The sequence below is a fragment of the Tritonibacter horizontis genome (assembly GCF_001518015.1).
In the GTDB taxonomy this organism is placed as follows: Bacteria; Pseudomonadota; Alphaproteobacteria; order Rhodobacterales; family Rhodobacteraceae; genus Epibacterium; species Epibacterium horizontis.
The window spans coordinates 14,065-36,439 of record NZ_LPUY01000076.1; the positions used below are offsets into that span (position 1 = coordinate 14,065).

Sequence of the window (22,375 nt, forward strand, 5' to 3'; positions counted from 1 at the left end):
CGCCTCGGCAAATACCGGGTCGTGACCTGCTGTTGCATTCAAATAACAAGCCACCCAGACGAACCGGAAGGTGGGAATCATGGACGCGTTCCTTCTGCAAATCCTAAATGGGCTCGACAAGGGCTCTGCCTATGCGCTGATTGCGCTCGGCCTGACACTTATTTTCGGCACACTTGGTGTTGTGAACTTCGCCCACGGGGCCTTGTTCATGATCGGGGCCTTCTGCGCGGTGACCGTACAGAAGTTCCTGACCCTCAGTGTCGAAACCATTGATCCAGAGAAAACCGACTTTCTCGGCAATCCGCTGAAGGTAAAGACCCCTTACGTGGAGAACTGGTTCGGCCCCGACATCGGCAACGCCATCATCGACTGGTCCGTGCCGCTGGCGATCCTCTTTGCGATCCCGATCATGATCGCCGTCGGCTTCATCATGGAGCGCGGCTTGATCAAGCATTTCTACAAGCGTCCGCATGCGGATCAGATCCTGGTGACCTTTGGTCTGGCGATCGTTCTGCAAGAAGTCATCAAGTACTTCTACGGCGCCAACCCGATCCCGACGCCCGCCCCCGAGGCGCTGAACGGCGTTGCCAACCTCGGCGCCATCGTCGGCCTCGACCTGATCTATCCGGTCTGGCGGATCGTCTACTTCTGCTTTGCCTGCCTGATTATCAGCGGCGTCTTTGCCTTCCTGCAGTTCACCACCTTCGGGATGGTCGTGCGCGCCGGCATGGCCGACCGCGAGACAGTGGGGCTTCTGGGCATCAACATCGACCGTCGCTTTACGATCATGTTCGGCATTGCGGCCGCGGTGGCCGGACTGGCGGGCGTGATGTACACACCGATCAACTCACCCAACTATCACATGGGCATGGACTTCCTGGTGCTGTCCTTCGTTGTGGTGGTGGTTGGCGGCATGGGCTCCCTCCCCGGCGCTGTGCTCGCGGGCTTCCTGCTCGGTATCCTCGAAAGCTTTGCCTCCATGGAATGGGCCATCAACCTGATCCCCGGCATCAATCAGATCATCATCTACCTTGTCGCCATCATCATCTTGTTGGTCCGCCCACGTGGCTTGATGGGGCGCAAAGGCGTGATGGAGGACTAAACCAATGTTCGGACTTAATAAAAAAGACACCTCCCTGCTTTTGATCGTCATCGTTCTGACGCTCTTTGCCCCCTTCATCCTGAACCCGTTCCCGACCGGATCCGGTCTGGCACAGTTCAACGCGGGCTATCCCGACCTGATGCAGCGGTTTGCGATCTTCGGCATCTTTGCCGTGGGGTTCAACATCCTGTTCGGCCTGACCGGATATCTCTCCTTTGGTCACGCGGCCTTTCTGGGTGTCGGCTCCTACTCCGCCGTGTGGATGTTCAAGCTGCTCAGCATGAATGTGCTGCCGGCCATTATCCTCAGCGTGATCATTGCCGGGCTCTTTGCGCTGGTGATCGGCTACATCAGCCTGCGGCGTTCCGGCATCTACTTCTCGATCCTGACGCTGGCCTTTGCGCAGATGTCCTTCAGCCTGGCCTATTCGGTCCTGACGCCGATCACCAACGGCGAGACCGGCCTGCAGCTGACGCTTGACGACCCGCGCGTGCTGGGGGTTACCTCGACCGCCGATGGCTCGATCCCGGTGACCAACCTCTTTGGCATCGAGATGCGCAGCACCTACAATCTTGCGGTTGGTCCCTGGGATTTCCAGTTCAACATGGGTTACTACCTCTGTGCGCTGGTGCTGATCGCGGCCTTCTACCTGTCGATCCGCATCTTCCGCTCGCCCTTCGGGATGATGCTGCGGGCGGTGAAATCCAACCAGCAGCGGATGAACTACACCGGGCTGAACTCCAAACCCTACACGCTGGCGGCCTTTGTGATCTCCGGCATGTATGCGGGCCTCGCGGGGGGGCTGATGGCCTCCATGGACCCGCTGGCCGGTGCGGAGCGGATGCAATGGACGGCCTCTGGCGAAGTGGTTCTGATGACCATCCTCGGCGGTGCGGGCACCCTGATCGGTCCGGTTCTGGGCGCCGGGTTCATCAAATACTTCGAGAACATCTTCTCCAAGATCAACGACAACATCCTGCACAGCTGGTTCAGCTTCATGCCGGATGGGCTGGAGGATTTCGTGGTCTTCCTCGTGCATCCCTTCATCGGCAAGGGCTGGCACCTGACCCTCGGCATTCTGTTCATGCTGGTGGTGGTCTTCCTGCCCGGTGGGCTGGTCGAAGGTGGTCAACGCATCGCTGGATGGGTTCGCGGCAAGAAAAAGCCCGACGCCCACCAAAGCGAAACCAACCCCGCGGAATAAGGAGAGAAAACAATGGGTATTCTCGAAGTTAAAAACGTGGGCAAACGCTTTGGCGGCTTGCAAGCCCTGTCGGATGTGAACCTGTCGGTGCGGGAAAACTCCGTACACGCCATCATCGGGCCAAACGGCGCGGGCAAATCCACCCTGCTGAACTGCCTGGTCGGCAAGCTGATCCCGGACACCGGATCGGTGATGTTTGACGGCCAGTCGGTTCTGGGGCGCCAGCCCTACGAGATCAACCAGATGGGGATTTCCCGCGTTTTTCAGACGCCCGAGATCTTTGGCGATCTTTCGGTGCTGGAAAACATGATGATCCCCTGCCTGGCCAAGCGCGACGGGTCATTCGAGCTGAACGCGATCGCCTCAGTGATGCGCCAGACGGATATCCTGGAGACCGCCGAAAAGATGCTGCTCGAGATGAACATGGCAGACAAGCGGCATATGAACGCCGCCTCCCTGTCACGTGGCGACAAGCGGCGGCTGGAGATCGGCATGTGCCTCAGTCAGGAACCACGGCTGCTGTTGTTGGACGAACCCACCGCCGGCATGGCGCGGGCCGATACCAACAACACCATCGACCTGCTGAAACAGATCTCGGACGAGCGCAACATCACCATCGCGATCATCGAACACGACATGCATGTGGTGTTCTCGCTCGCCAACCGGATCACCGTTCTGGCACAGGGCAAGCCGTTGGTGGAAGACGACCCGCAGAACATCCGCGGCAACCCCAAGGTGCGCGAAGCCTATCTCGGCGAGTCGGCGTAAAGGAGCAAGACAATGAACGTCAAACCTGATTTCTCCAACAGCGCCAACCAGGCGGCGACCGCCCCGGCGTTTCTGTCGGTCTGGGATGTGCATGCCTACTACGGTGAAAGCTACATCGTTCAGGGCATCAACTTCAACGTGCACGAGGGCGAGATCCTCGCCCTCCTGGGGCGCAACGGCGCGGGCAAGACCTCGACCCTGCGGTCCATTGCCCGCACCGGTTCGCCCATGGTCACCAAGGGCGAGATCTGGCTGGATCACCAGCCGCTGCACCTGATGGCCTCGCATGAGGCGGCCACTGCGGGCCTTGGCCTGGTGCCGGAAGATCGGCGCATCATTCCCGGCCTGACGGTCGAGGAAAACCTGCAGCTGGCGCAGATTGCGCCGCCCATCGGCTGGTCGATCGAACGGCTCTACGAGCTGTTCCCGCGTCTTGGCGAGCGGCGCAAGCAGGAAGGCGTCACCCTGTCGGGCGGCGAACAACAGATGCTGGCCATCGCACGGGCGCTGGCCCGCGACATCAAGGTGCTGTTGCTGGATGAACCCTACGAAGGCCTCGCCCCGGTGATCGTGGACGAGATCGAAAAGACGCTCATCCACATCAAGGAACAGGGCATGACCACGGTCATCGTCGAGCAGAACGCCGTGCGCGCGCTGCAACTGGCCGACCGTGCGGTCATCCTGGATACCGGTGGCATCGTCTTTGACGGGCTGGCCGAAGATGTGCTGTCCAACGAGGAACTGCGCTCCGAGTATCTCGCAATCTGACCGGCCCTTCGGGCCACCGGTCAGTCCGGAGCGCGTGCTCCACTCGTCCCCGATGACAGCCCCCCGCCGGTGCGGGGGGCTGTTTTTTTGCAAAATCCTGCGGTCCGTCCAATGTCGGATCAGAACAGGAAGTCATCCGCCGACAGCGCGTCCAGCGTGATGTCTTTCAGCACGATGACATTGGCGCCGTCCCCGTCGAGATCATAGATGACCCGGCTACCGGACTGTGTGCTTGCCGCCAGGAACGCATCGAAACTCTCGGCTTCGCCAGTGGCCCCTGACAGGTCGATCACATCAAGACCCGGCGTGAAATCCCGCACCACGTCGCGCCCGAAGTTCCCGCCCGAGAACACAAAAACATCTGCGCCATGGCCGCCGACCAATTTGTCATTGCCGGTGCCGCCATCCAGCGTGTCGGCGTGTTTGCCGCCCTTGAGGAGATCACGGCCGCTGCCGCCGCTCAGTTCGTCGGCGCCATTGCCGCCATTCAGCGTATCGGCCCCCTTCTGGCCCAGCAGGCGATCCGCCCCCTTGCCGCCGCTCAGCGTATCGGCGCCACTGCGCCCCTTCAGCAGATCGTCGTTGTCAAAGCCGGCAAAAACATCCGCGGCCGCAGAGCCGATGAACCGGATATCATCTGCAGCAACCAGGCTTCGCAGGCCGTCCGTCAGCCCCCCGTCGCCATAGCCGAGCAGGTCGTAGATCAGGTCGTACACCTCGTCGGCATCGTCGATCTGCGGCTTGAACCGGATCGAGTAATCCACTTCCTCCAGGTCGAGAACGGTGCTGCCGCCCGAAGCGGTGCCGGTCACGCCATAGCCCAGATCGACAGAGCTGACGCTGCCGGAGAGCTGGTGAGTCGTCATGCTGTAGACAATGTCATCGCGCAGAACAAAGGCCTGCGCTTCTGTGTCGGCGGTGTCGGTGATCGCCGCTTCGGAGACCGCGTAGTCCCCCTGGGTGCCGTCCGAAAACGCGCCCCGGCCGCTGGCGGTGAAGGTGGCGTCAAAATCGTCGAGATAGGCGGAAAAGCTCAGGTCGTTGGTGCTGCCCGCAGTGATAATCGTGGTCAAGGCGTGTCTCCTCGTGCGCGCAAATCCGCCCTGGGTCCCTGCCCCGGCCGGTCTGCGACATGCCTGCTCTGCGCAGACTGCAAATTCGTGGAAAGCTGGGCATTGGACGGGTGCCGCATCTGCGGTGCCTTGGGGGACGCATCTTGCGTTCCGGTCTTCTGTACCTCGCAGATCCCCTCTACCTTTGCTGAGTAATTCAGTCAAGATAGGCGCCGCACCATAGGCCAACCGGCGCGACATCAGCCCCGAAGCGCGGGCGCAAAGGCGTTTTTTCCTTTTCCTTCGACGCAATCCACGCAAGAAGGGGCCATGACTGATCCGTCGAGCGACCTTGCCTTTGACTTTGCCCCCGTAGGTCTGGCCCTGCTGGAGCAGCGTGTCATCAAACGCTGCAATCTGCAGTTTGCCGAGACGTTTGGCGGCACGCCGGGCGAATTGCGGGACCTGCCCGTCGCCGCCCTTTACCCCAGTGTCGAGGACTATCAGCGCATTGGCGAACGCCTGCAGTTGCCAGAGGCGCAGCAGGGGCTTTATCACGATGAACGGATCATGCGCCGCATGTCCGGGGCGCTGTTCTGGTGTCGCGTGCGGGGACGCTCCATCAGCCACGCGCAGCCCTTTCAGACCGGGATCTGGTCCTTTGCCGATCTGTCCGAGGAACGCCCGGTCGTCAGCCTGACCCCGCGCGAGCGCGAAGTGGCGATCCTGACCTGCCGCGGCCTGTCCGCCAAGGAGATCGGGCTGCAGCTTGATTTGTCCTACAGGACAGTGGAAACCCACCGCGCGCGGCTGCTTGACAAATTCGCCGCCCGCAAGCTGCCTGAACTGGTGGCGAAACTGACCGGCATGCCCCTTTGACAGCGGCACCAATCCGGTGCCATTGGGGTGAAAATGATTGAAACCCGTGGCTTTCGCCCTCATCTTGTGGCCAAACCAACGCCGCTTTCCTTATGGTCAGCGATGGCCTATAACGCCGAAAATTTCCGCTCCGGTATCGCCCGGAGCCAGACAGGACCCTGCCGAGGAACAAAATGACAAATAAATCTCATGACGCAGATGTGGAATTCATCAAGGCTCTGGCGGAGCTCTTGCGGGAAAACGACCTGACTGAGCTGCAGGTCAAGCGTGACTACGGCGAAGATGACAGCCTGAACGTCCGTGTCTCCCGTCAGATGATGGCCGCACCGATGCAGGTGGCCGCCGCCGCGCCGCTCGCCGCTGCCGCACCGGCCGCTGCCAATGTCTCTGTCGAGGTTGCCGAAGATCCCGCAGCCCATCCCGGTGCTGTCGCGTCGCCGATGGTTGGCACCGTCTATCTGCAGCCAGAACCGGGCGCGCCATCCTTCATCAAGGTCGGCCAGGCCGTGAGCGAAGGCGACACATTGCTGATCGTCGAAGCGATGAAGACCATGAACCACATCCCCGCCCCCAAGGCCGGCACGGTCAAACGCATCCTGGTCGAAGACGGCGCCGCGGTCGAGTTCGGATCGCCGCTGGTCATCGTCGAGTAAGGATCACACATGTTTGACAAGATCCTGATTGCCAACCGGGGAGAGATCGCCCTGCGCGTGATCCGCGCCTGCCGCGAAATGGGTATTCATTCCGTCGCCGTGCATTCCACCGCAGATGCCGATGCCATGCATGTGCGCATGGCCGATGAATCCGTCTGCATCGGACCGCCGTCCGGGGCACAAAGCTATCTGTCGATCCCGGCCATCATTTCGGCCTGCGAAGTGACCGGCGCCCAGGCGATCCATCCGGGCTATGGCTTCCTGTCGGAAAACGCCAATTTCGTCCAGATCGTCGAAGATCACGGCATCACCTTTATCGGCCCCTCCGCCGAACATATTCGCCAGATGGGCGACAAGATCACCGCCAAAGAGACGGCCAAGGCGCTCGGCATTCCCTGCGTGCCCGGCTCTGACGGCGGGGTGCCCGACGTGGAGACCGCCAAGCAGGTCGCCGCCGACATGGGCTATCCGGTGATCATCAAGGCCACCGCCGGTGGCGGTGGACGCGGCATGAAGGTCGCCAAGACCGAAGCCGATCTGGTGCAGGCCTTTCAGACCGCCCGCTCCGAATCCAAGGCCGCATTTGGCAATGACGAAGTTTACATGGAGAAGTACCTCCAGAAACCGCGTCACATCGAAATCCAGGTCTTTGGCGATGGCAAGGGTGGTGGCGTCCACCTGGGCGAGCGCGACTGCTCCCTGCAGCGCCGTCACCAGAAAGTGTTCGAAGAGGCCCCCGGCCCGTCGATCACCGCCGAGGAACGCGCCCGCATCGGCGAGATCTGCGCCAATGCCATTGGCAAGATGGGCTATTCCGGCGCCGGCACCGTCGAATTCCTCTATGAGGATGGCGAGTTCTATTTCATCGAGATGAACACCCGCCTGCAGGTGGAACATCCGGTGACCGAAGCGATCTTTGGCCAGGACCTCGTGCGCGAACAGATCCGTGTCGCCTCCGGCTTGCCGCTGTCGTTCACGCAGGACGAACTGGTCATCAACGGCCACGCCATCGAGGTCCGCATCAACGCTGAAAAACTGCCGAATTTCTCGCCCTGCCCGGGTAAGATCACGGCGTTTCACGCGCCGGGCGGGCTGGGTGTCCGGATGGATTCGGCGCTGTATGACGGCTATTCGATCCCGCCCTATTACGACAGCCTGATCGGCAAGCTGATCGTGCATGGCCGCGACCGGGACGAGGCGCTGGCCCGTCTCAGCCGCTCGCTGGGCGAGTTGATCGTGGATGGCATCGACACCACGGTGCCACTGTTTCACGCGCTGCTGCAGGAAAAGGCCGTGCAAACCGGAGACTACAACATCCACTGGCTGGAAAAATGGCTCGAAGCCAATCTGCAAGGCTGACCACCCCCCGCCGGGGCGGCACTGCGTTTTGCCGCCCCGCACCATCTGTGCCATATGTCACCTATGACACTAACCCCTGAACTTCTGCTTCATGCCTATGCCAGCGGGGTGTTCCCGATGGCAGAAAGCCGCGACGACCCAGAGGTGTTCTGGGTCGATCCCAAACTGCGCGGGATCCTGCCACTGGATGGGTTTCACATCTCCCGGTCGCTGGCCCGCCGGTTGCGCCGCAACGACTACAGCATCAGCGTCAATGGGGATTTCACCGGGGTTGTGCAGGGATGTGCCGCGCGTGCCGAAACCTGGATCAACGAAGAGATTTTCGACCGCTATCTGGAGCTCCACCGGATGGGGTTCGCCCATTCGATCGAGGTCAGGGAAGACGGCAGACTGTCGGGCGGGGTTTACGGCGTCGCGCTGGGGGCGGCGTTTTTTGGCGAAAGCATGTTCTCCCACCGCCGTGACGCCTCCAAGGTGGCCCTTGCCTATCTGGTGGATCGTCTGGTGCAGGGCGGCTACAGCCTCTGCGACACGCAGTTCATCACCCCGCATCTGGCCTCGCTCGGTGGACAAGAGATAAAACGCGCCAGATATCACCGGATGCTGTCAGAGGCTCTGACCCATCGCGGCGATTTCCTCTCCCCTGCGATCCCCTCGGCTCAGGCGCTTTTGCAGCGCAGAACCCAGACGTCATAGCGGCGGTGGTCCAGCGCATTCAGTGCCGGGCTGGAGGCAATCATCCAGCCATCAAAGAAAACCTGACCGCCGCGCGGGTCGCGGATGTTGAGATAGGCATAGGCATCACCCGTCGGATTCTCTGCCGGGTAGCGGCATTCCTGCAAGGTCACCAGGAGGCCAAAGACCTCGGCTGAACCGCCGGTTTTCACATCGACATCAATGCTCTTGCCGTTGACCTTGTCGAGGCCGCGCAGGCTGACGAGATTGCCAACCTCGGCCTCCACCCGTTCCACGCTTTCACGCAGTTCCGGCACCAGGGGCTGGACCGGTGCGGGCGCCAGTTCCTGGATGGAGATGGATTGCGCCACGGCCGCAGTGGTGCAGAACAGCAACGATGCCAGGCTCAGGGTGGTGCGCAGCAGCACAGTCATCAGGAATCGTCACCACCGCTGCCGGATACGAATTTCACCAGGAGCGAGATCAGGCTGACCGCGCCTTGCGTGTCGGTAATTTCATCGCCCGCTTCGAAATTGAACGGCGAACCACCGGGCATGACCTCGACAAAATTCCCGCCCAGCAGCCCTTCGGACGCTATGACGATGGCGCTGTCGTCAGGGATCATGATCTCCTGATCGACGGTAAAGGTAGTGTCGGCGCGAAAGGTTTCGGTGTTGAGCTCGACCTTGGTCACAGTGCCGACTTTGACCCCCGCCAGACGCACATCCGTGCCGACATTGACCCCCTCCAGCGAGCGGAAAGACGCGGTCAGCAGGTAACTGTCACCGCCCCGCGACAGCCCTGCCGCCTGCGCCGCAAAGAACGCAAATCCAGCTGCCACGGCTAGCACAACGCCGCCGGTGATCACTTCGGTGGTGGAATGGGTCATCGTGTTCTGCCTTTTGGCCAGATCGAAACCGCCTGCCCAAAGGGGATGGGCCGACGGGTTTTGGGGTTACTCCGGGCTCCAGGCCTCGTAGTCGCTGCGGTTTTTCGGCTCGCCCCCGGCCCGGATGGAGCCTGCAGGCGCATAGGCCATCATCGTCCCGGTCAGGTTTTCCTGATGCGGCTTTTCCCAGACCTTGTGCGGCAGCGGGTTTATGCTTGGCACCTCGTTAAAAGTCCGGTGCAGCCAGCCATGCCAATCCGCATCAACGCGAGAGGCCTCTGCCTCGCCGTTGAAGATCACCCAGCGTCGGCTGTCGTCGGCCGTGTGGTAGAACAGGTTGCCCTGGCTGTCTTCTCCGACCTTTACCCCTTTGCGACGGGTGTAAAGCATCGTTCCCAGCGTGGCGCCGTTCCACCAGGTCACGGCCTGCAATAGCGAATTCAGGATTCCCATCGGTCCCTCCGAAAGTGTTGTCCCCGATATGGCGCATTCTGTCCCCAAGGTCCAGTGGTTCGCGCCTCTTGCCCGCCCCCGCGCGCGGGAAATGGCGGTTTTACCGCATAAGCTTAGCCCGCATCAGCGTCGGAGGCCTCTGCGCTGCGCTGCTCGCAGAACCGCAGCCGGTTGCCAAACGGGTCCGTCACCGTGATCTGAAGTCCCCAAGGCATCTCGTCCAGCCCCGGTCGCAGATGGGGATAGGCCTTGGCCGCCAGTTCCCGGTGCAGCGCGGCGGCGTCTGCGACCGGCACAAAACTGGTCGACCCCGGTGTCGCATCGCCGTGATGGCCGCTCAGATGCAGCAGGCATCCCGCGCGACTGACCTGCAGGTAGATCGGCAAATCCGCCTCGAACCGATGGCTCCAATCAACGGTGAAACCAAGGTAATCCACATAGAACTCCAGCGCCTTGGCCTCGTCAAAGATCCGGATCACCGGAATTGCAGCCCGCAGCGCGATCAAATCTGATGTCTCCGACACAGCGATCTCCTGTTGTTTCAGGGGGAAGAAGGATGACGTTGACGTAAGCGTATCAATCGGACGCCGCCAGGGCCGTGACCTCGATCTCGATGCGGAACTTCGGGTCGATCAGGTTGCATTCGATCATTGTCGCCGCCGGCGGGTGCGCCCCAAACGCCTCTGTCAGCAATGGCCAGCAGGGTTCAAATTCAGCAGCATCCGGCAGGTAGTAATTGACCCGTACCACATCGGCCAGCCCGACACCGGCGTTGTTCAACGCCGTTTCAATCACCGACAGCGCATGGCGGCACTGGCTCACCACATCGTCGCCCTGCCCGACCGTGCCCGCAACATGCACGAAACCTCCGGCCACCACCGCCCGGCAATAGCCGATCTTGGCCTCGTATTCGCCCCCTGACGAGATCCGTCTGATCTTCATGTCTGTCTTCTCCTGAGATGGATTTGTCGTTTTGTTGACTGCGCTTTCGCGCCTTTCCTCATGCGGGAATTTACAAATTTTGCAAGCGGTTCAACGTGAAAATCATGCCGCGCCCGCAGTGTCAGGCAGTGGTTCAATGCATGATGTCGCCTTCGCCATCCTGCGCGTTGCGACGGCCCGTTTTCATAAAATTCTCCGCATTTAAGGAGCTTGGCACGCGGAACTAAGGCGCCGTTCGGCGGTCCCTGGATCAAAAAAGGCCGATGTCACAGGGACACCGGCCTTTGAAAGTCACATTTTCAGGTCATCTGCGGCCTCACCCGGCGCTGGCAGATTCTTTTTCATCGGCGTGGATCATCAACGGCTGGGCGTTGGTGTTCACCGCCTCTTCGTTCACGACAACCTTGGTGACGCTGTCCATGCCGGGCAGGTCAAACATGGTGTCCAGCAGGATATCCTCGAGGATCGACCGCAGACCACGGGCGCCGGTTTTGCGTTCGATGGCCTTCTTGGCAATCGCCGACAGCGCCTCCTCGGTAAAGTCCAGCTCGGTTTCTTCCAGCTCGAACAGGCGCTGGTATTGCTTCACCAAGGCGTTCTTCGGCTTGGTCAGGATGGTGATCAGCGCATCTTCGTCCAGATCTTCGAGCGTTGCCAGAACCGGCAAACGGCCGACGAATTCCGGGATCAGGCCGAATTTCAGCAGATCCTCTGGCTCCAGATCCTTGAAGGTCTCGCCCACGCCGGCTTCGCTCTCGTCCCGCACATCAGCACCAAAGCCCATGGCAGAGCCTTTGCCACGCTGTTTGATGATCTTGTCGAGACCGGCAAATGCGCCGCCACAGATGAACAGAATGTTGGTGGTGTCCACTTGCAGGAATTCCTGCTGCGGATGCTTGCGCCCGCCCTGCGGCGGCACCGAGGCAACCGTGCCTTCCATCAGCTTCAGCAGCGCCTGCTGCACGCCCTCGCCCGACACATCACGGGTGATCGAGGGGTTTTCGGACTTGCGGGTGATTTTGTCGACCTCGTCGATATAAACGATGCCGCGCTGCGCTTTTTCGACATTGTATTCAGAGGATTGCAGCAGCTTGAGGATGATGTTTTCCACATCCTCGCCCACATAACCGGCTTCGGTCAGGGTGGTCGCATCCGCCATCGTGAAGGGCACATCTAGAATACGCGCCAGCGTCTGCGCCAACAGGGTCTTGCCGCAGCCCGTGGGGCCGATCAGCAGGATGTTGGATTTTGCCAGTTCGATGTCACCGCCGGATTTCTGCGAATGATTGAGCCGTTTGTAGTGGTTGTGCACCGCCACGGACAGCACCCGTTTCGCAGTCATCTGACCGATCACATAATCGTCCAGCACCTGGCAGATATCCTTGGGTGTCGGAACACCGTCGGTCGCCTTCATTCCGGAGGCCTTGGTCTCCTCGCGGATGATGTCCATGCACAGCTCGACGCATTCATCACAGATGAATACGGTCGGCCCTGCGATCAGCTTGCGTACTTCATGCTGGCTTTTGCCGCAGAAGCTACAGTAAAGCGTGTTCTTGCTGTCGCCGCTCGAGTTCGTCGCCATGGTCTACCTTTCCATCCGCCTCGGGGCTAGCGCATGTCAGTTCGCCCCGATTTCAAGCCAACTTAGGACAGCTCCCAACCGGCCACAATGTCAAATTGTGCTCCCATGCACGCGCAAAGGTGAAGGGAGCACAAAGCCCGTGCAAAAGCGCGGGATCAGCTGTTGTCTTCGTCTTCGATTTTGGCCCGGTTTTCGACGATCTCGTCGATCAGCCCAAATTCCTTCGCCTGTTCCGGCGACATGAAGTTGTCCCGCTCCAGCGCCGCTTCGATCTTCTCATATTCCTGACCGGTGTGCTTCACGTAAATCTCGTTCAGGCGCCGCTTCAGCTTCTGGGTCTCTTCGGCGTGGATCATGATGTCCGTCGCCTGGCCCTGATAGCCGCCGGAGGGCTGGTGCACCATCACCCGCGAATTCGGCAGCGAGAACCGCATGCCATCCGCGCCCGCCGTCAACAGCAGCGAGCCCATGGAGGCGGCCTGACCGATTACCAGGGTGGAGACCTTGGGTTTGATATACTGCATCGTATCGTAGATCGACAGGCCCGAGGTCACAACACCACCGGGAGAGTTGATATACATCGAAATTTCCTTGGACGGGTTTTCCGCCTCAAGGTGCAAGAGCTGCGCGACGATCAGCGACGACATGCCGTCATGCACCGGGCCGTTCAGGAAGATGATACGCTCCTTCAACAGGCGCGAGAAAATGTCATAGGCCCGCTCGCCGCGGCTGGTCTGCTCAACGACCATCGGCACGAGCGTGTTCATGTAGGTTTCTGTTGGATCAATCATTGGACCTGCCTGTCTTGGGATCTCTGCGGGCACCATACCCGACAGAGGATTACCTGAGTCTTAGTGCTGCGAAAAATCAGCTGCAAGAGGTCAGCCCGCATTTTAGCCGTGCCACCGGGGCCAGTGTGTCCCTTTGCCGAAAAGACAGCAAGACCGCCAAGTGTCGCAATCCAACGGATCAAGGTCGCAATATCCGGGCAAATTTCGCCCCGACAAGGCTAGCTGAGATGACACCGCCGTGACAGTTCTGTTGTCGCGCCAGCCCTCAACGCATGGATTTGCCCATGTCTGATGACAGTTTTGTTCAAAAAGGGGCCGCTGCCACCCTGGCTGTTCCCTATGTCGGCGCGCCGCAGGATTTTTATTTCCTGCTGTTGCCCAAGGCCACCATGCTGCCGGTCGCCGCCGCAATCGAACCCTTGCGGATTGCCAATCAGGTCACCAATACAAAACTCTACCGCTGGTACATCATGACCGAGACCGGCGCGCCGGTGCGATGTTCGAATGGCATGGTGGTCACCCCCGACACCCCGCTTGCCCCGCTGCCGCCCGATGCGATGGGTTTTGTCTGTGCCGGGGTCGAACCTCAGGACGCCGCCAGCGAGACAACGCTGAACTGGCTGCGCCGGGAACATCGGTTCGGACGCAAGATCGGCGGCATCTGCACCGGTGCCTTTGCATTGGCGCAGGCGGGCCTGATCCAGGATCACGCCTTTACGCTGCACTGGGAAAACCAGCCCGGTTTTGTCGAACGCTACGCCCATCTGAAGCCGTCGCCGAACATCTACGAGGTCTCCGGCGCGCTGATGACCTGCGGCGGAGGCAGCGCCGCCACCGACATGATGCTGACTCTGATCGAAGAGCGCCACGGCAAACAGCTCGCCATCATCGTGGCCGACATGTGCCTGCATGTGCGCTCCACCAGCAGCACCGCACCGCAGAAATCCAACTATGCCGTTGCCATCGGCAGCCGCAATCAACGACTGCTGAGCGCCTTGCAGCTGATGCAGGAATCCATCGAGGAGCCGCTGTCGATCGGCGCTCTGTGCCGCGAGCTCGACATCTCCCGCCGCCAACTGGAGCGGCTGTTCTCCCGCTACCTCGATCAGAGCCCGATGCATGTCTATTCCGACATGCGGCTCGCTCATGCCTTTGCCCTGATGAACGAGACCTCGCTGTCGGTGACGGAAATCGCGCTGGCCTCCGGGTTCAATTCCGCCACTCATTTCTCGCGCCAGTTCAAACGCAAATTCGGTGCCAGCCCGCATTTCTTTCGCAAAAGCTGGGCCTGATGTCGCAGCGATCCCGGGCAATCCAAGGCGATCTGCCCCAATTCGCCCCCACCGAGGCGGCGACAACAGGCCAAACGCACTGAAATGTGACGAGTATTTCATCTGTGTTGCGCGTAAACCCGTCGCAGAACAACAAGGGGATGCGCAATGTCAGGGATCACGTCTCGTCTTTTCGGCGGTGTAATCGGCTTCTGCCTGTCGGTGAGCGCCCTTGCCCCGGCATGGGGCGGCGACCTTGGCCCGCGCCCCGGCTGGGTGGTGGAACACAGCACAAAGGACTACGCCACATTGCTCGGCGATCTGAAGGCGGCGGTGCGCAGCCACGGCATGGGGGTGGTGACCGAAGCCGGCCCGACCGAGGCCGCCCGGGCCCGCGGGATCACCCTGCCCGGCAACCGCGTGGTCGGCGTGTTCCGGAATGACTTTGCAGTCGATATCCTGGCCCTGTCCACCGCCGCGATGATCGAGGCCCCGATCCGATTTTATGTCACCGAAGCCGACGCCGGCCCCGGTGGTGACGCCGGTGCAGCGCTGGCCTATAAAACCCCCGGCCATGTCTTTGCTCCCTATGCGACAGAGGGCGGAGCCGCCCTGACCGCCCTCGCGGCCGAGCTGGACGACATCTTTGCCGCGATTGCCGCAACCGCCCTGAACTAACGTCGTTTCCACAGCGACACTGACGAGAACGGACTGAATATATGACTGACCCCCTCCGCGCCGCCGATGTTCTGGCTCGCAGACTTTATGCCGCAGGGTGCCGCCATGCCTTTGGCATGCCCGGCGGCGAGGTGCTGACGCTGGTGGATGCGCTGCAGCGCGCCGGGATCACCTTTCACCTGGCCAAGCACGAAAACTGTGCCGGGTTTATGGGCGAAGGGGTCCATCACGCCGATGGCGCGCCCGCCATTCTGGTGGCAACCCTCGGCCCAGGCGCGCTCAACGGGGTCAATGTGGTGGCCAATGCGCATCAGGATCGGGTGCCGATGCTGGTCCTGACCGGCTGCGTCGATGCAGACGAGGCCCAGACCTATACCCATCAGGTGCTCGACCAGCAGGCGGTGTTCGCCCCGATCACCAAGGCCAGTTTTCGTCTCGATGCTGCAGCGGCAGAGGTCATCGCCGATAAATCCGTCGCCATCGCGCTGGACCCCCGCCAGGGTCCGGTCCATATCGACGTGCCGATCACGGTGGCAAACGCGCCGGCAACCGAACGCAACATCCGCCGCGCGCCTGCAGGCGCAACGGCCCCCGCGGGCGCGACACTGGCGCAGGCGCATCGCTGGCTGGCCGAGGCACGCCGACCGCTGGCGATTGTCGGCCTCGACGCCCTGTTGCCCGGTGCGCCCGAGGCCACCCGCGCCTTTCTGGAGGCCCGCCAGATCCCCTTTGTAACAACCTACAAGGCCAAGGGCATCCTGCCAGAAGACCACCCGCTCTGCCTTGGCGGGGCCGGCCTGTCACCACTGGCCGATACCCATCTGTTGCCGCTGGTGGAGTCCGCCGACCTGATCCTCTGCATCGGCTACGATCCGATCGAAATGCGCCCTGGCTGGCGCGAGGCCTGGGATCCACACAGCACCCGCGTCATCGACATCGCGCCGGAACCCAACACACATTATATGCACCAGGCCAGCCTGACCCTGGGCTCGGCCCTGCCCGACACGCTGGCGGCGCTGGCGGTTGCGCCCCCATCGCCGCCCCCCTGGCCCGAGGGCGAGATTGATCGCAGCAAAGCAGCACTCGCCGCCGCCTTTCCCCGCTCAGACGCCTGGGGGCCTGCCGGCGTCATCGCCGAATGTATCGACCAGCTGCCCGCCGATACCCTGCTGACTGCCGACAGTGGTGCCCATCGCATTCTGCTCAGCCAGATGTGGACCTGCACCGCGCCGCGCCAGCTGGTGCAGTCCTCGGGCCTGTGCACCATGGGCTGTGCCTTGCCGCTGGCAATCGGGCGCAAACTTGCACAGCCGGATCGCACCGTCGTCAGCTTTTCCGGCGACGCGGGTTTCCTGATGGTCGCGGGCGAGCTGGCAACCGCCGCCGAAATGGGCCTGACACCGATCTTCGTGGTGTTTGTAGATGCCTCCCTCGCCCTGATCGACCTCAAGCAACGCCAGCGCCAATTGCCCAACGCCGGGGTCGATTTCGGGCGCCACGACTATGCCGCCATCGGCCGCGCCTTTGGCGGCGCCGGCCACCGGGTGCACAATCGGGACGAGCTGCGGGCGGCGCTGACAGCGGCGCAACAGGCCGACACCTTCACCGTGATTGCCGCCGAAATTGACCGGGAGGAATACGATGGCCGGATCTGATATGCTGCCCCACGGCGCCCTCAAAGGGGTCAAGGTACTGGATCTGTCGCGGATCCTGGCCGGACCGACCGCGACCCAGTTGCTGGGCGATCTCGGCGCCGATGTGATCAAGGTGGAAAACCCCGGCACAGGCGGAGACGACACCCGCCAATGGGGCAAGAGCGTCGCCGAAGGCGCTGATCTTACGCCCTATTTCATGGCCGCCAACCGCAACAAACGCTCTCTCGCGCTGGATATCTCCACCCCCCAAGGGCAGGAAGTCATCCGCCGTCTGGCCGCGCAGGCCGATGTGCTCATCGAGAATTTCAAACCCGGTGGCCTGGCCCGGTACGGCCTCGACTATGACAGCCTGCGCGCCGACTGCCCGCGGCTGGTCTATGGGTCGATCTCCGGCTACGGCCAGACCGGACCAAACCGGGAAAAGCCGGGGTATGACCTGATGGCACAGGGGTTTGGCGGCATCATGTCGCTCACCGGTGCGCCGGACGGCCCTCCGATGAAGGCGGGTGTCGGCATCGCGGACGTGATGTGCGGCATGTATGCGACGGTGGGCATTCTCGCCGCGCTGCGCCACCGCGACCTGACCGGCGAGGGCCAGCACGTGGAACTGGCCCTGGTCGATACCCAGATCGCCTGGCTCATCAACGAAGGGGTGAGCTATCTCAACACCGGTGAGCCACCGGTGCGCCGCGGCAACGAACACCCCTCCATCGTGCCCTATGGCACTTATCAAACCTCGGACGGGCACGTCATCCTTGCGGTCGGCAATGACAGCCAGTTCCGCCGGTTCATGGCGTTTCTGGCGCTTGAAGGTCAGGCGCATGACCCGCGTTTTGCCAGCAACCCGGCGCGGTTGCAGAACCGGGGCGCGCTCAATGACATCCTGATCCCGGCACTGCGGCGCCACTCCACGGATGCAATCATCGCCGCGATGGAGACCGCCAAGGTGCCGGTCGGCCCGGTGCAGACCCTCGCGCAAGTGTTTGCAACCGATCAGGTCGCGGCGCGGGAGATGGTGGTCACCCAACAGGTCGGCGACACCCCGCTAAAACTTCTCGGCAACCCGCTCAAATTCTCCCGCACCCCCGTGACCTACCGCAAAACCCCGCCCAGCTGCGGCGCCGACAGTGCAGAGATTCTCGCCACTGACACGCCGTTCGACGACGGCTGAAACAATTCCCGGTCCGGCGCAGGATCAAGCGCCGGGCAATGTTACAAAAAACTGCCTTCTTTTGTCGCCTGCCGCCCAAAACAGCGTCGGCCCGTTCGGGTGCGCCATTTTTTGCCGATCTCAGCCCGGATTTGCTGCCTTTTGCTTGGCCCAGTCACACGCGCCTTCACCAAAGCGAGAGCAGGGGGCGCGCGGTGAATTCGCCTCGGTTAGCATCTTCGGTAACACCTGTTTTCCACCAGATTGCGAAAGTGAATTGCCATGACCCAGGATATTTTTGGACAGGACTGCAGCCTGTCGGATCCACAGGCCCAGGCGGATTGGAATGCCGTTCAGATCGGCGTTCTGGCACATGCCGCGCGCACCGCCGACCACCTTGGCGCGGTGTTGGCCGCTGCGCCGCAGTTTGCCATGGCGCAGGCCATTCGCGGCCTGTCCATCCTGATGCTGGGGCGCAGCGAACTGGTCCCCACCGCGCGCGAGGCCCTGGCCGCCGCCCGCGCCGGATACGAGACCGCCCTGCCTCGCGAACGCAAATATGTCGACGCCCTCGCGGCCTGGCTCTCGGGCGCACCATCGCAAACCATCACCCTGATGGAAGAGGTGCTGAACCAGCATCCCTGCGACACGCTGGCGATGAAGCTCAGCCATGGCACCCGGTTCATTCTGGGCGATGCGCGCGGCATGCGGGCCTCGGTCGAACGGGTGATGCCCGCCTATTCCAGCGACCATCCCGGCCATGGCTACCTTCTGGGTTGTCATGCTTTTGCGCTGGAAGAGACCGGCGAATATGACCGCGCCGAAGTCACCGGGCGGCAGGCGCTCTGGACGGCGCCCGACGATGCCTGGGGGCTGCATGCGGTGGCGCATGTGCATGACATGACCGGCAACGCCAGGGCCGGACTTGGCTGGCTCAACGGGCGCGAGGACGCCTGGGCCCATTGCAACAACTTTCGCTATCACGTCTGGTGGCACAAGGCGCTGATGCATCTCGACCTTGGTCAGGTGGACGAGGTGCTGCGGCTCTATGACCTTGAGGTGCGCAAGGACAAGACCGACGATTACCGCGACATCTCCAATGCCAGCTCGCTGTTGATGCGGCTGGAACTGGAGGGCGTCTCGGTCGGCGACCGCTGGGAAGAGCTGGCCACGCTCTGTGCCAACCGGACCGAAGACGGCAGCCTGATCTTCGCCGATCTGCATTACCTGCTGGCCCTGGTCGGCGGCGAACGAAAAGCAGCAACAAACCGCCTGGTTCAGCGGATCCACGCCGATGCGCAAAAGACCGACACAGAAGCCGCGCAAAGAATGGCCGATCCCGGTTGCGCCGCTGCAATGGGGCTTGAGGCCTTCGGCGAAGGAGATTACCGGAATGCTTTCGGATACCTCGCTAAGTCTCGGGATTCGCTACAACTTGCAGGTGGCAGCCATGCACAGAGGGATGTCTTTGAACGGATGACCATTGATGCGGGTCTGCGGGCCGGACACTGGCGGCAAGTGGAGGCGATTCTGGATGATCGCCGGACAAAACGGGGCGGGACCGAAGACAATTATGCGCTGGCACGGCGCGCCCTGATCGCATCCGCCCGGAACAATGGCGGCATACAGAGCGTTCCTGCGGAGTGATATCCTTTTGGAGATTTGAGACAGATGGCAGACATCGCGCCTTTTCCGGCGCCTAATCAGGGGAGCGCGTCCCGCGCCGCCGCCAATGCGATGACCGCGCCCCCGGAAACGGTCCCGGCAGGGCAATCCCGCCCCCGCGACCCGAGACTGGATTTTTATCGCGGCATCGCGATGTTCATCATCCTCGTGGCCCATGTTCCCGGCAACCGCTGGGGCGGCTGGATCCCGGCCCGCTTCGGCTTTTCCGACGCGACCGAGATTTTCGTCTTCTGCTCTGGCATGGCCTCCGCCATCGCCTTTGGCGGCTCTTTCGCGCGGCACGGCTGGTGGCTGGGCACCGCGCGGGTCGCCTATCGCTGCTGGCAGGTCTACTGGGCTCATATCGGCCTGTTCTTCTTTCTTGCCATGTCGATGGCGGTGCTCGACCTCACTCTGGCGTCGGACAAAAGCTATATCGGCTCGCTGAACCTGCATCCGTTCTTTTCCAACACCGTGTCGCAGATGGTGGGGATTTTCACCCTCACCTATGTGCCCAACTATTTTGACATCCTGCCGATGTATCTGGTGGTGCTGGCGTTGATGCCCGCCGTCATGGGGCTGCGGCACGCCGGCCGCTGGGCCGTGGCGGGATTTTCCGTGGCCCTGTGGCTGCTGGCAAACCCCTATGTGCTGGGCCTTGGCCCCAACGGCCTGTCGCTGCCGGCCGAGCCCTGGTCGGACCGGGAATGGTTCTTCAACCCCTTTGGCTGGCAATTGCTGTTCTTTACCGGCTTTGCCTTCATGTCCGGCTGGCTGCCAAAGCCTCCGGTGCACTGGGGCCTTGCGGTGCTGGCGGCCTGTTTCCTGATCTTCTCGGCCCCGTTCGGCTCCTGGAAGGTGTTCAGCTGGCTCAATGCCGCGGCGCCCGATCTGGGTGCCACCATTCGCCCCGTCTGGAGCGTGATCGGCGAGTGGCGCGAAAAGACCGACTTTGGCCTGTTGCGCTTCGTCCACTTCCTGTCGCTGGCCTATCTGGCCTGGATCGTTGCCGGGGCTGGCGGCCGCAACCTCTATGCGCGGGGCAACTCGCTTCTGGCTCGCATCTGGACCGGGATCCTCGCCGTGGTCACCAAGGTCGGCCAACAGAGCCTTGCAATCTTTATCACGTCGATGGCGCTGGCCCGGTTCCTCGGTGCGGCCCTTGACCAGACCGACCGCAGCATTGCCGCGACCGCTGTCGCGAACCTCTGTGGCTTCGTTCTTATCATCGCTTGTGCCTATGGCGCAGGCTGGTTCAAATCCCAACCTTGGAGACGCAAACGATGAGCAATCTGAGCCGTCGCGCCTTCTTTTCGTCCGCTTCCGCCCTGGCGCTGGTGTCGCAAATGGCGCCGCTGCAGGCCGCCGACGCCGCAACCTCTGGCTCGGCCGTGCCCGAGACAGAGCCGTTCTCCCGCGCCGAGGTCATCGCCCGTGCCCGCGCCCTGGCCGAACGCCCGTTCAAACCCCGCAGCAAGGTGCCGCAGGACTGGCTGGACATGACCTATGACCAGTACCGCTCGATCCAGTTCGATGTGAAAAAGGCGCTCTGGGCCGATACGGACCGAAGCTACAACGTCGATTTCTTCCTGCCCGGTCTCTACTTCGAACGTCCGGTCCAGCTGCATACCGTGGTTGACGGCACCAGCAGCAACCTGCCCTTTGACATGGACCGGTTCCGCAAACACCCGGAGATCTCGCCCGAGCTGTCCCGGGACGGCGCGCTTGGCTATTCCGGTTTCCGGCTGCGCACCGATCTGGACGACCCGGATCACCCCGGCAAGAAAACCGAATTCTGCGTGTTCCAGGGCGCGAGCTATTTCCGCGCCATTGCCAATGGCAACAACTATGGGCTGTCCGCCCGTGGTCTGGCCCTCAAGACCGCCGATCCCGAGGGCGAGGAGTTCCCGGAATTCGTCAGCTTCTGGCTCGAAGCGCCCGGCCCGCTTCAGGAAAACATGGTGGTTCACGCCCTGATGGACAGCCCTTCGGTGACAGGGGCCTATCGGTTCGACATCACCCCCGGCAGCCCCTGCTTGATGGAAGTCGAAGCGACGCTTTTTGCCCGCGAGGACCTGCCCCATGCCGGGCTCGCGCCGCTGACCTCGATGTTCCTGTTCGACGGCACCAACCACCAGCGGTTTGACGATTTCCGTCCCGCCGTGCACGACAGCGACGGGCTTTTGCTGCGCAACGGCAATGGCGAGGTCATCTGGCGCCCGCTTGCCAACCCGACCCGGCTGCAGGTCTCCAGCTTTGTCGACACCAACCCTCGCGGCTTTGGCCTCATGCAGCGGACCCGCAACCTGTCGGATTTTGCCGATCTCGAAGCCCACTACCATCGCCGTCCGTCGCTCTGGGTGGAACCCAAGGGCGATTGGGGTAAAGGCGCGATCACCCTGGTCGAGATCCCGGCGGACAAGGAAATCTACGACAACATCGTTGCCTATTGGCGCCCCGAAACTCCTTTCGAAGCCGGCGCGCAGATCGACCTGTCCTATCGCCTGTCCTGGGGGGACGAACCCGCCCTGGATCTGCCACGGGTGATCGACACCGCCTCGGGGGCCAAGATCTTTGGCGATCCGGGCCGCCTGATGGTGATCGACTTCGAAGCGCACCCCCTGTTCGAGGCAGAGCCGGACGCCTTTGACATCCATGTGTCCTCGCCGCATCTGGACACCAGTGCCGGGATCTTGCAACGCAACCCGGAAACAGGCGGCATGCGGCTGGCGTTCTCTTTTGATCCCGGCGACCAGACCCATGTGGAACTGCGCGCGCAACTGCGCAAGGACGGTGCCCCGGCCTCTGAGGTCTGGCTTTATCGGTGGACTGTGTGAGT

At 62.0% G+C, this 22,375-nt stretch carries 23 protein-coding genes; 15 read left to right on the forward strand and 8 right to left on the reverse strand.

Features of this window, described 5'->3' with window-relative positions; all coding sequences use genetic code 11:
- The first annotated feature begins 79 nt into the window (after positions 1–79).
- The 4 genes from TRIHO_RS13965 to TRIHO_RS13980 are packed head-to-tail and all read left to right on the forward strand — an operon-like array spanning position 80 to position 3,842.
- A complete protein-coding gene (locus TRIHO_RS13965) occupies positions 80–1,102 on the forward strand; it encodes a branched-chain amino acid ABC transporter permease (RefSeq protein ID WP_068244861.1) in 1,023 nt (340 codons plus the stop codon).
- A gap of 4 nt (positions 1,103–1,106) precedes the next feature.
- Positions 1,107–2,306 (forward strand): branched-chain amino acid ABC transporter permease, encoded by a 1,200-nt coding sequence (locus tag TRIHO_RS13970; protein ID WP_068244863.1) that lies wholly within the window; start codon positions 1,107–1,109, stop codon positions 2,304–2,306.
- A gap of 12 nt (positions 2,307–2,318) precedes the next feature.
- Positions 2,319–3,074, forward strand: a complete 756-nt coding sequence (locus tag TRIHO_RS13975) for an ABC transporter ATP-binding protein (RefSeq protein ID WP_068244865.1) — start codon at positions 2,319–2,321, stop codon at positions 3,072–3,074.
- A gap of 12 nt (positions 3,075–3,086) precedes the next feature.
- Positions 3,087–3,842, forward strand: a complete 756-nt coding sequence (locus tag TRIHO_RS13980; protein ID WP_068244867.1) for an ABC transporter ATP-binding protein — start codon at positions 3,087–3,089, stop codon at positions 3,840–3,842.
- A 119-nt stretch (positions 3,843–3,961) separates the two neighbouring features.
- Here the strand turns inward: TRIHO_RS13980 and TRIHO_RS13985 are convergent, their stop codons facing one another.
- A complete protein-coding gene (locus TRIHO_RS13985; RefSeq protein ID WP_068244870.1) occupies positions 3,962–4,915 on the reverse strand; it encodes a calcium-binding protein in 954 nt (317 codons plus the stop codon).
- Positions 4,916–5,224: 309 nt separating this feature from the next.
- On the opposite strand from TRIHO_RS13985, the gene TRIHO_RS13990 reads away from it, so the two are divergent.
- From TRIHO_RS13990 to aat, 4 genes are all read left to right on the forward strand, one after another.
- Entirely contained in the window at positions 5,225–5,773 is a 549-nt protein-coding gene (locus TRIHO_RS13990; protein ID WP_068244873.1) for a PAS and helix-turn-helix domain-containing protein, read from the forward strand.
- A gap of 173 nt (positions 5,774–5,946) precedes the next feature.
- The gene (gene accB / locus TRIHO_RS13995; protein WP_068244876.1) at positions 5,947–6,426 is read left to right on the forward strand and encodes an acetyl-CoA carboxylase biotin carboxyl carrier protein; all 480 of its coding nucleotides are present in this window, start codon (positions 5,947–5,949) and stop codon (positions 6,424–6,426) included.
- 9 nt (positions 6,427–6,435) lie between these two features.
- The gene (gene accC / locus TRIHO_RS14000) at positions 6,436–7,785 is read left to right on the forward strand and encodes an acetyl-CoA carboxylase biotin carboxylase subunit (RefSeq protein ID WP_068244879.1); all 1,350 of its coding nucleotides are present in this window, start codon (positions 6,436–6,438) and stop codon (positions 7,783–7,785) included.
- Between the two features lie 63 nt (positions 7,786–7,848).
- Complete coding sequence (aat, locus tag TRIHO_RS14005; RefSeq protein WP_068244882.1) at positions 7,849–8,481, forward strand: leucyl/phenylalanyl-tRNA--protein transferase; 633 nt, start codon at positions 7,849–7,851, stop codon at positions 8,479–8,481.
- Here the strand turns inward: aat and TRIHO_RS14010 are convergent.
- The 7 genes from TRIHO_RS14010 to TRIHO_RS14040 form a co-directional block, all read right to left on the reverse strand.
- The gene (locus TRIHO_RS14010; RefSeq protein ID WP_207498693.1) at positions 8,445–8,894 is read right to left on the reverse strand and encodes a DUF2155 domain-containing protein; all 450 of its coding nucleotides are present in this window, start codon (positions 8,892–8,894) and stop codon (positions 8,445–8,447) included. The two genes, aat and TRIHO_RS14010, sit on opposite strands and share 37 nt — an antisense overlap.
- Positions 8,894–9,349 (reverse strand): outer membrane lipid asymmetry maintenance protein MlaD, encoded by a 456-nt coding sequence (mlaD, locus tag TRIHO_RS14015; RefSeq protein ID WP_068244886.1) that lies wholly within the window; start codon positions 9,347–9,349, stop codon positions 8,894–8,896. The genes TRIHO_RS14010 and mlaD overlap by 1 nt, the downstream gene beginning before the upstream one ends.
- 66 nt (positions 9,350–9,415) lie before the next feature.
- On the reverse strand, positions 9,416–9,802 hold the full coding sequence (locus TRIHO_RS14020; RefSeq protein ID WP_068244891.1) for an NADH:ubiquinone oxidoreductase subunit NDUFA12: 387 nt from the start codon (positions 9,800–9,802) through the stop codon (positions 9,416–9,418).
- Positions 9,803–9,915: 113 nt separating this feature from the next.
- Complete coding sequence (locus tag TRIHO_RS14025; RefSeq protein ID WP_082705145.1) at positions 9,916–10,326, reverse strand: glyoxalase superfamily protein; 411 nt, start codon at positions 10,324–10,326, stop codon at positions 9,916–9,918.
- A gap of 52 nt (positions 10,327–10,378) precedes the next feature.
- Positions 10,379–10,744 (reverse strand): RidA family protein, encoded by a 366-nt coding sequence (locus TRIHO_RS14030; protein WP_068244892.1) that lies wholly within the window; start codon positions 10,742–10,744, stop codon positions 10,379–10,381.
- A 316-nt stretch (positions 10,745–11,060) separates the two neighbouring features.
- Positions 11,061–12,326, reverse strand: a complete 1,266-nt coding sequence (clpX, locus tag TRIHO_RS14035; protein ID WP_068244893.1) for an ATP-dependent Clp protease ATP-binding subunit ClpX — start codon at positions 12,324–12,326, stop codon at positions 11,061–11,063.
- 155 nt (positions 12,327–12,481) lie between these two features.
- Positions 12,482–13,117: an ATP-dependent Clp protease proteolytic subunit gene (locus TRIHO_RS14040; protein ID WP_068244895.1), complete on the reverse strand. Its 636-nt coding sequence runs from the start codon at positions 13,115–13,117 to the stop codon at positions 12,482–12,484.
- Positions 13,118–13,401: 284 nt separating this feature from the next.
- On the opposite strand from TRIHO_RS14040, the gene TRIHO_RS14045 reads away from it, so the two are divergent.
- From TRIHO_RS14045 to TRIHO_RS14075, 7 genes are all read left to right on the forward strand, one after another.
- On the forward strand, positions 13,402–14,409 hold the full coding sequence (locus TRIHO_RS14045) for a GlxA family transcriptional regulator (RefSeq protein ID WP_068244954.1): 1,008 nt from the start codon (positions 13,402–13,404) through the stop codon (positions 14,407–14,409).
- 147 nt (positions 14,410–14,556) lie between these two features.
- Entirely contained in the window at positions 14,557–15,066 is a 510-nt protein-coding gene (locus TRIHO_RS14050; RefSeq protein ID WP_068244898.1) for a hypothetical protein, read from the forward strand.
- Between the two features lie 41 nt (positions 15,067–15,107).
- Complete coding sequence (locus tag TRIHO_RS14055) at positions 15,108–16,721, forward strand: thiamine pyrophosphate-binding protein (protein WP_068244900.1); 1,614 nt, start codon at positions 15,108–15,110, stop codon at positions 16,719–16,721.
- Positions 16,708–17,892, forward strand: a complete 1,185-nt coding sequence (locus TRIHO_RS14060; protein WP_068244902.1) for a CaiB/BaiF CoA transferase family protein — start codon at positions 16,708–16,710, stop codon at positions 17,890–17,892. Before TRIHO_RS14055 ends, TRIHO_RS14060 begins: the two co-directional genes overlap by 14 nt.
- A 261-nt stretch (positions 17,893–18,153) precedes the next feature.
- On the forward strand, positions 18,154–19,518 hold the full coding sequence (locus tag TRIHO_RS14065; protein WP_068244904.1) for a tetratricopeptide repeat protein: 1,365 nt from the start codon (positions 18,154–18,156) through the stop codon (positions 19,516–19,518).
- Positions 19,519–19,542: 24 nt separating this feature from the next.
- Entirely contained in the window at positions 19,543–20,823 is a 1,281-nt protein-coding gene (locus TRIHO_RS14070) for an OpgC family protein (RefSeq protein WP_068244912.1), read from the forward strand.
- Positions 20,820–22,373 (forward strand): glucan biosynthesis protein, encoded by a 1,554-nt coding sequence (locus TRIHO_RS14075; RefSeq protein ID WP_068244915.1) that lies wholly within the window; start codon positions 20,820–20,822, stop codon positions 22,371–22,373. Before TRIHO_RS14070 ends, TRIHO_RS14075 begins: the two co-directional genes overlap by 4 nt.
- Positions 22,374–22,375 lie beyond the last annotated feature (2 nt).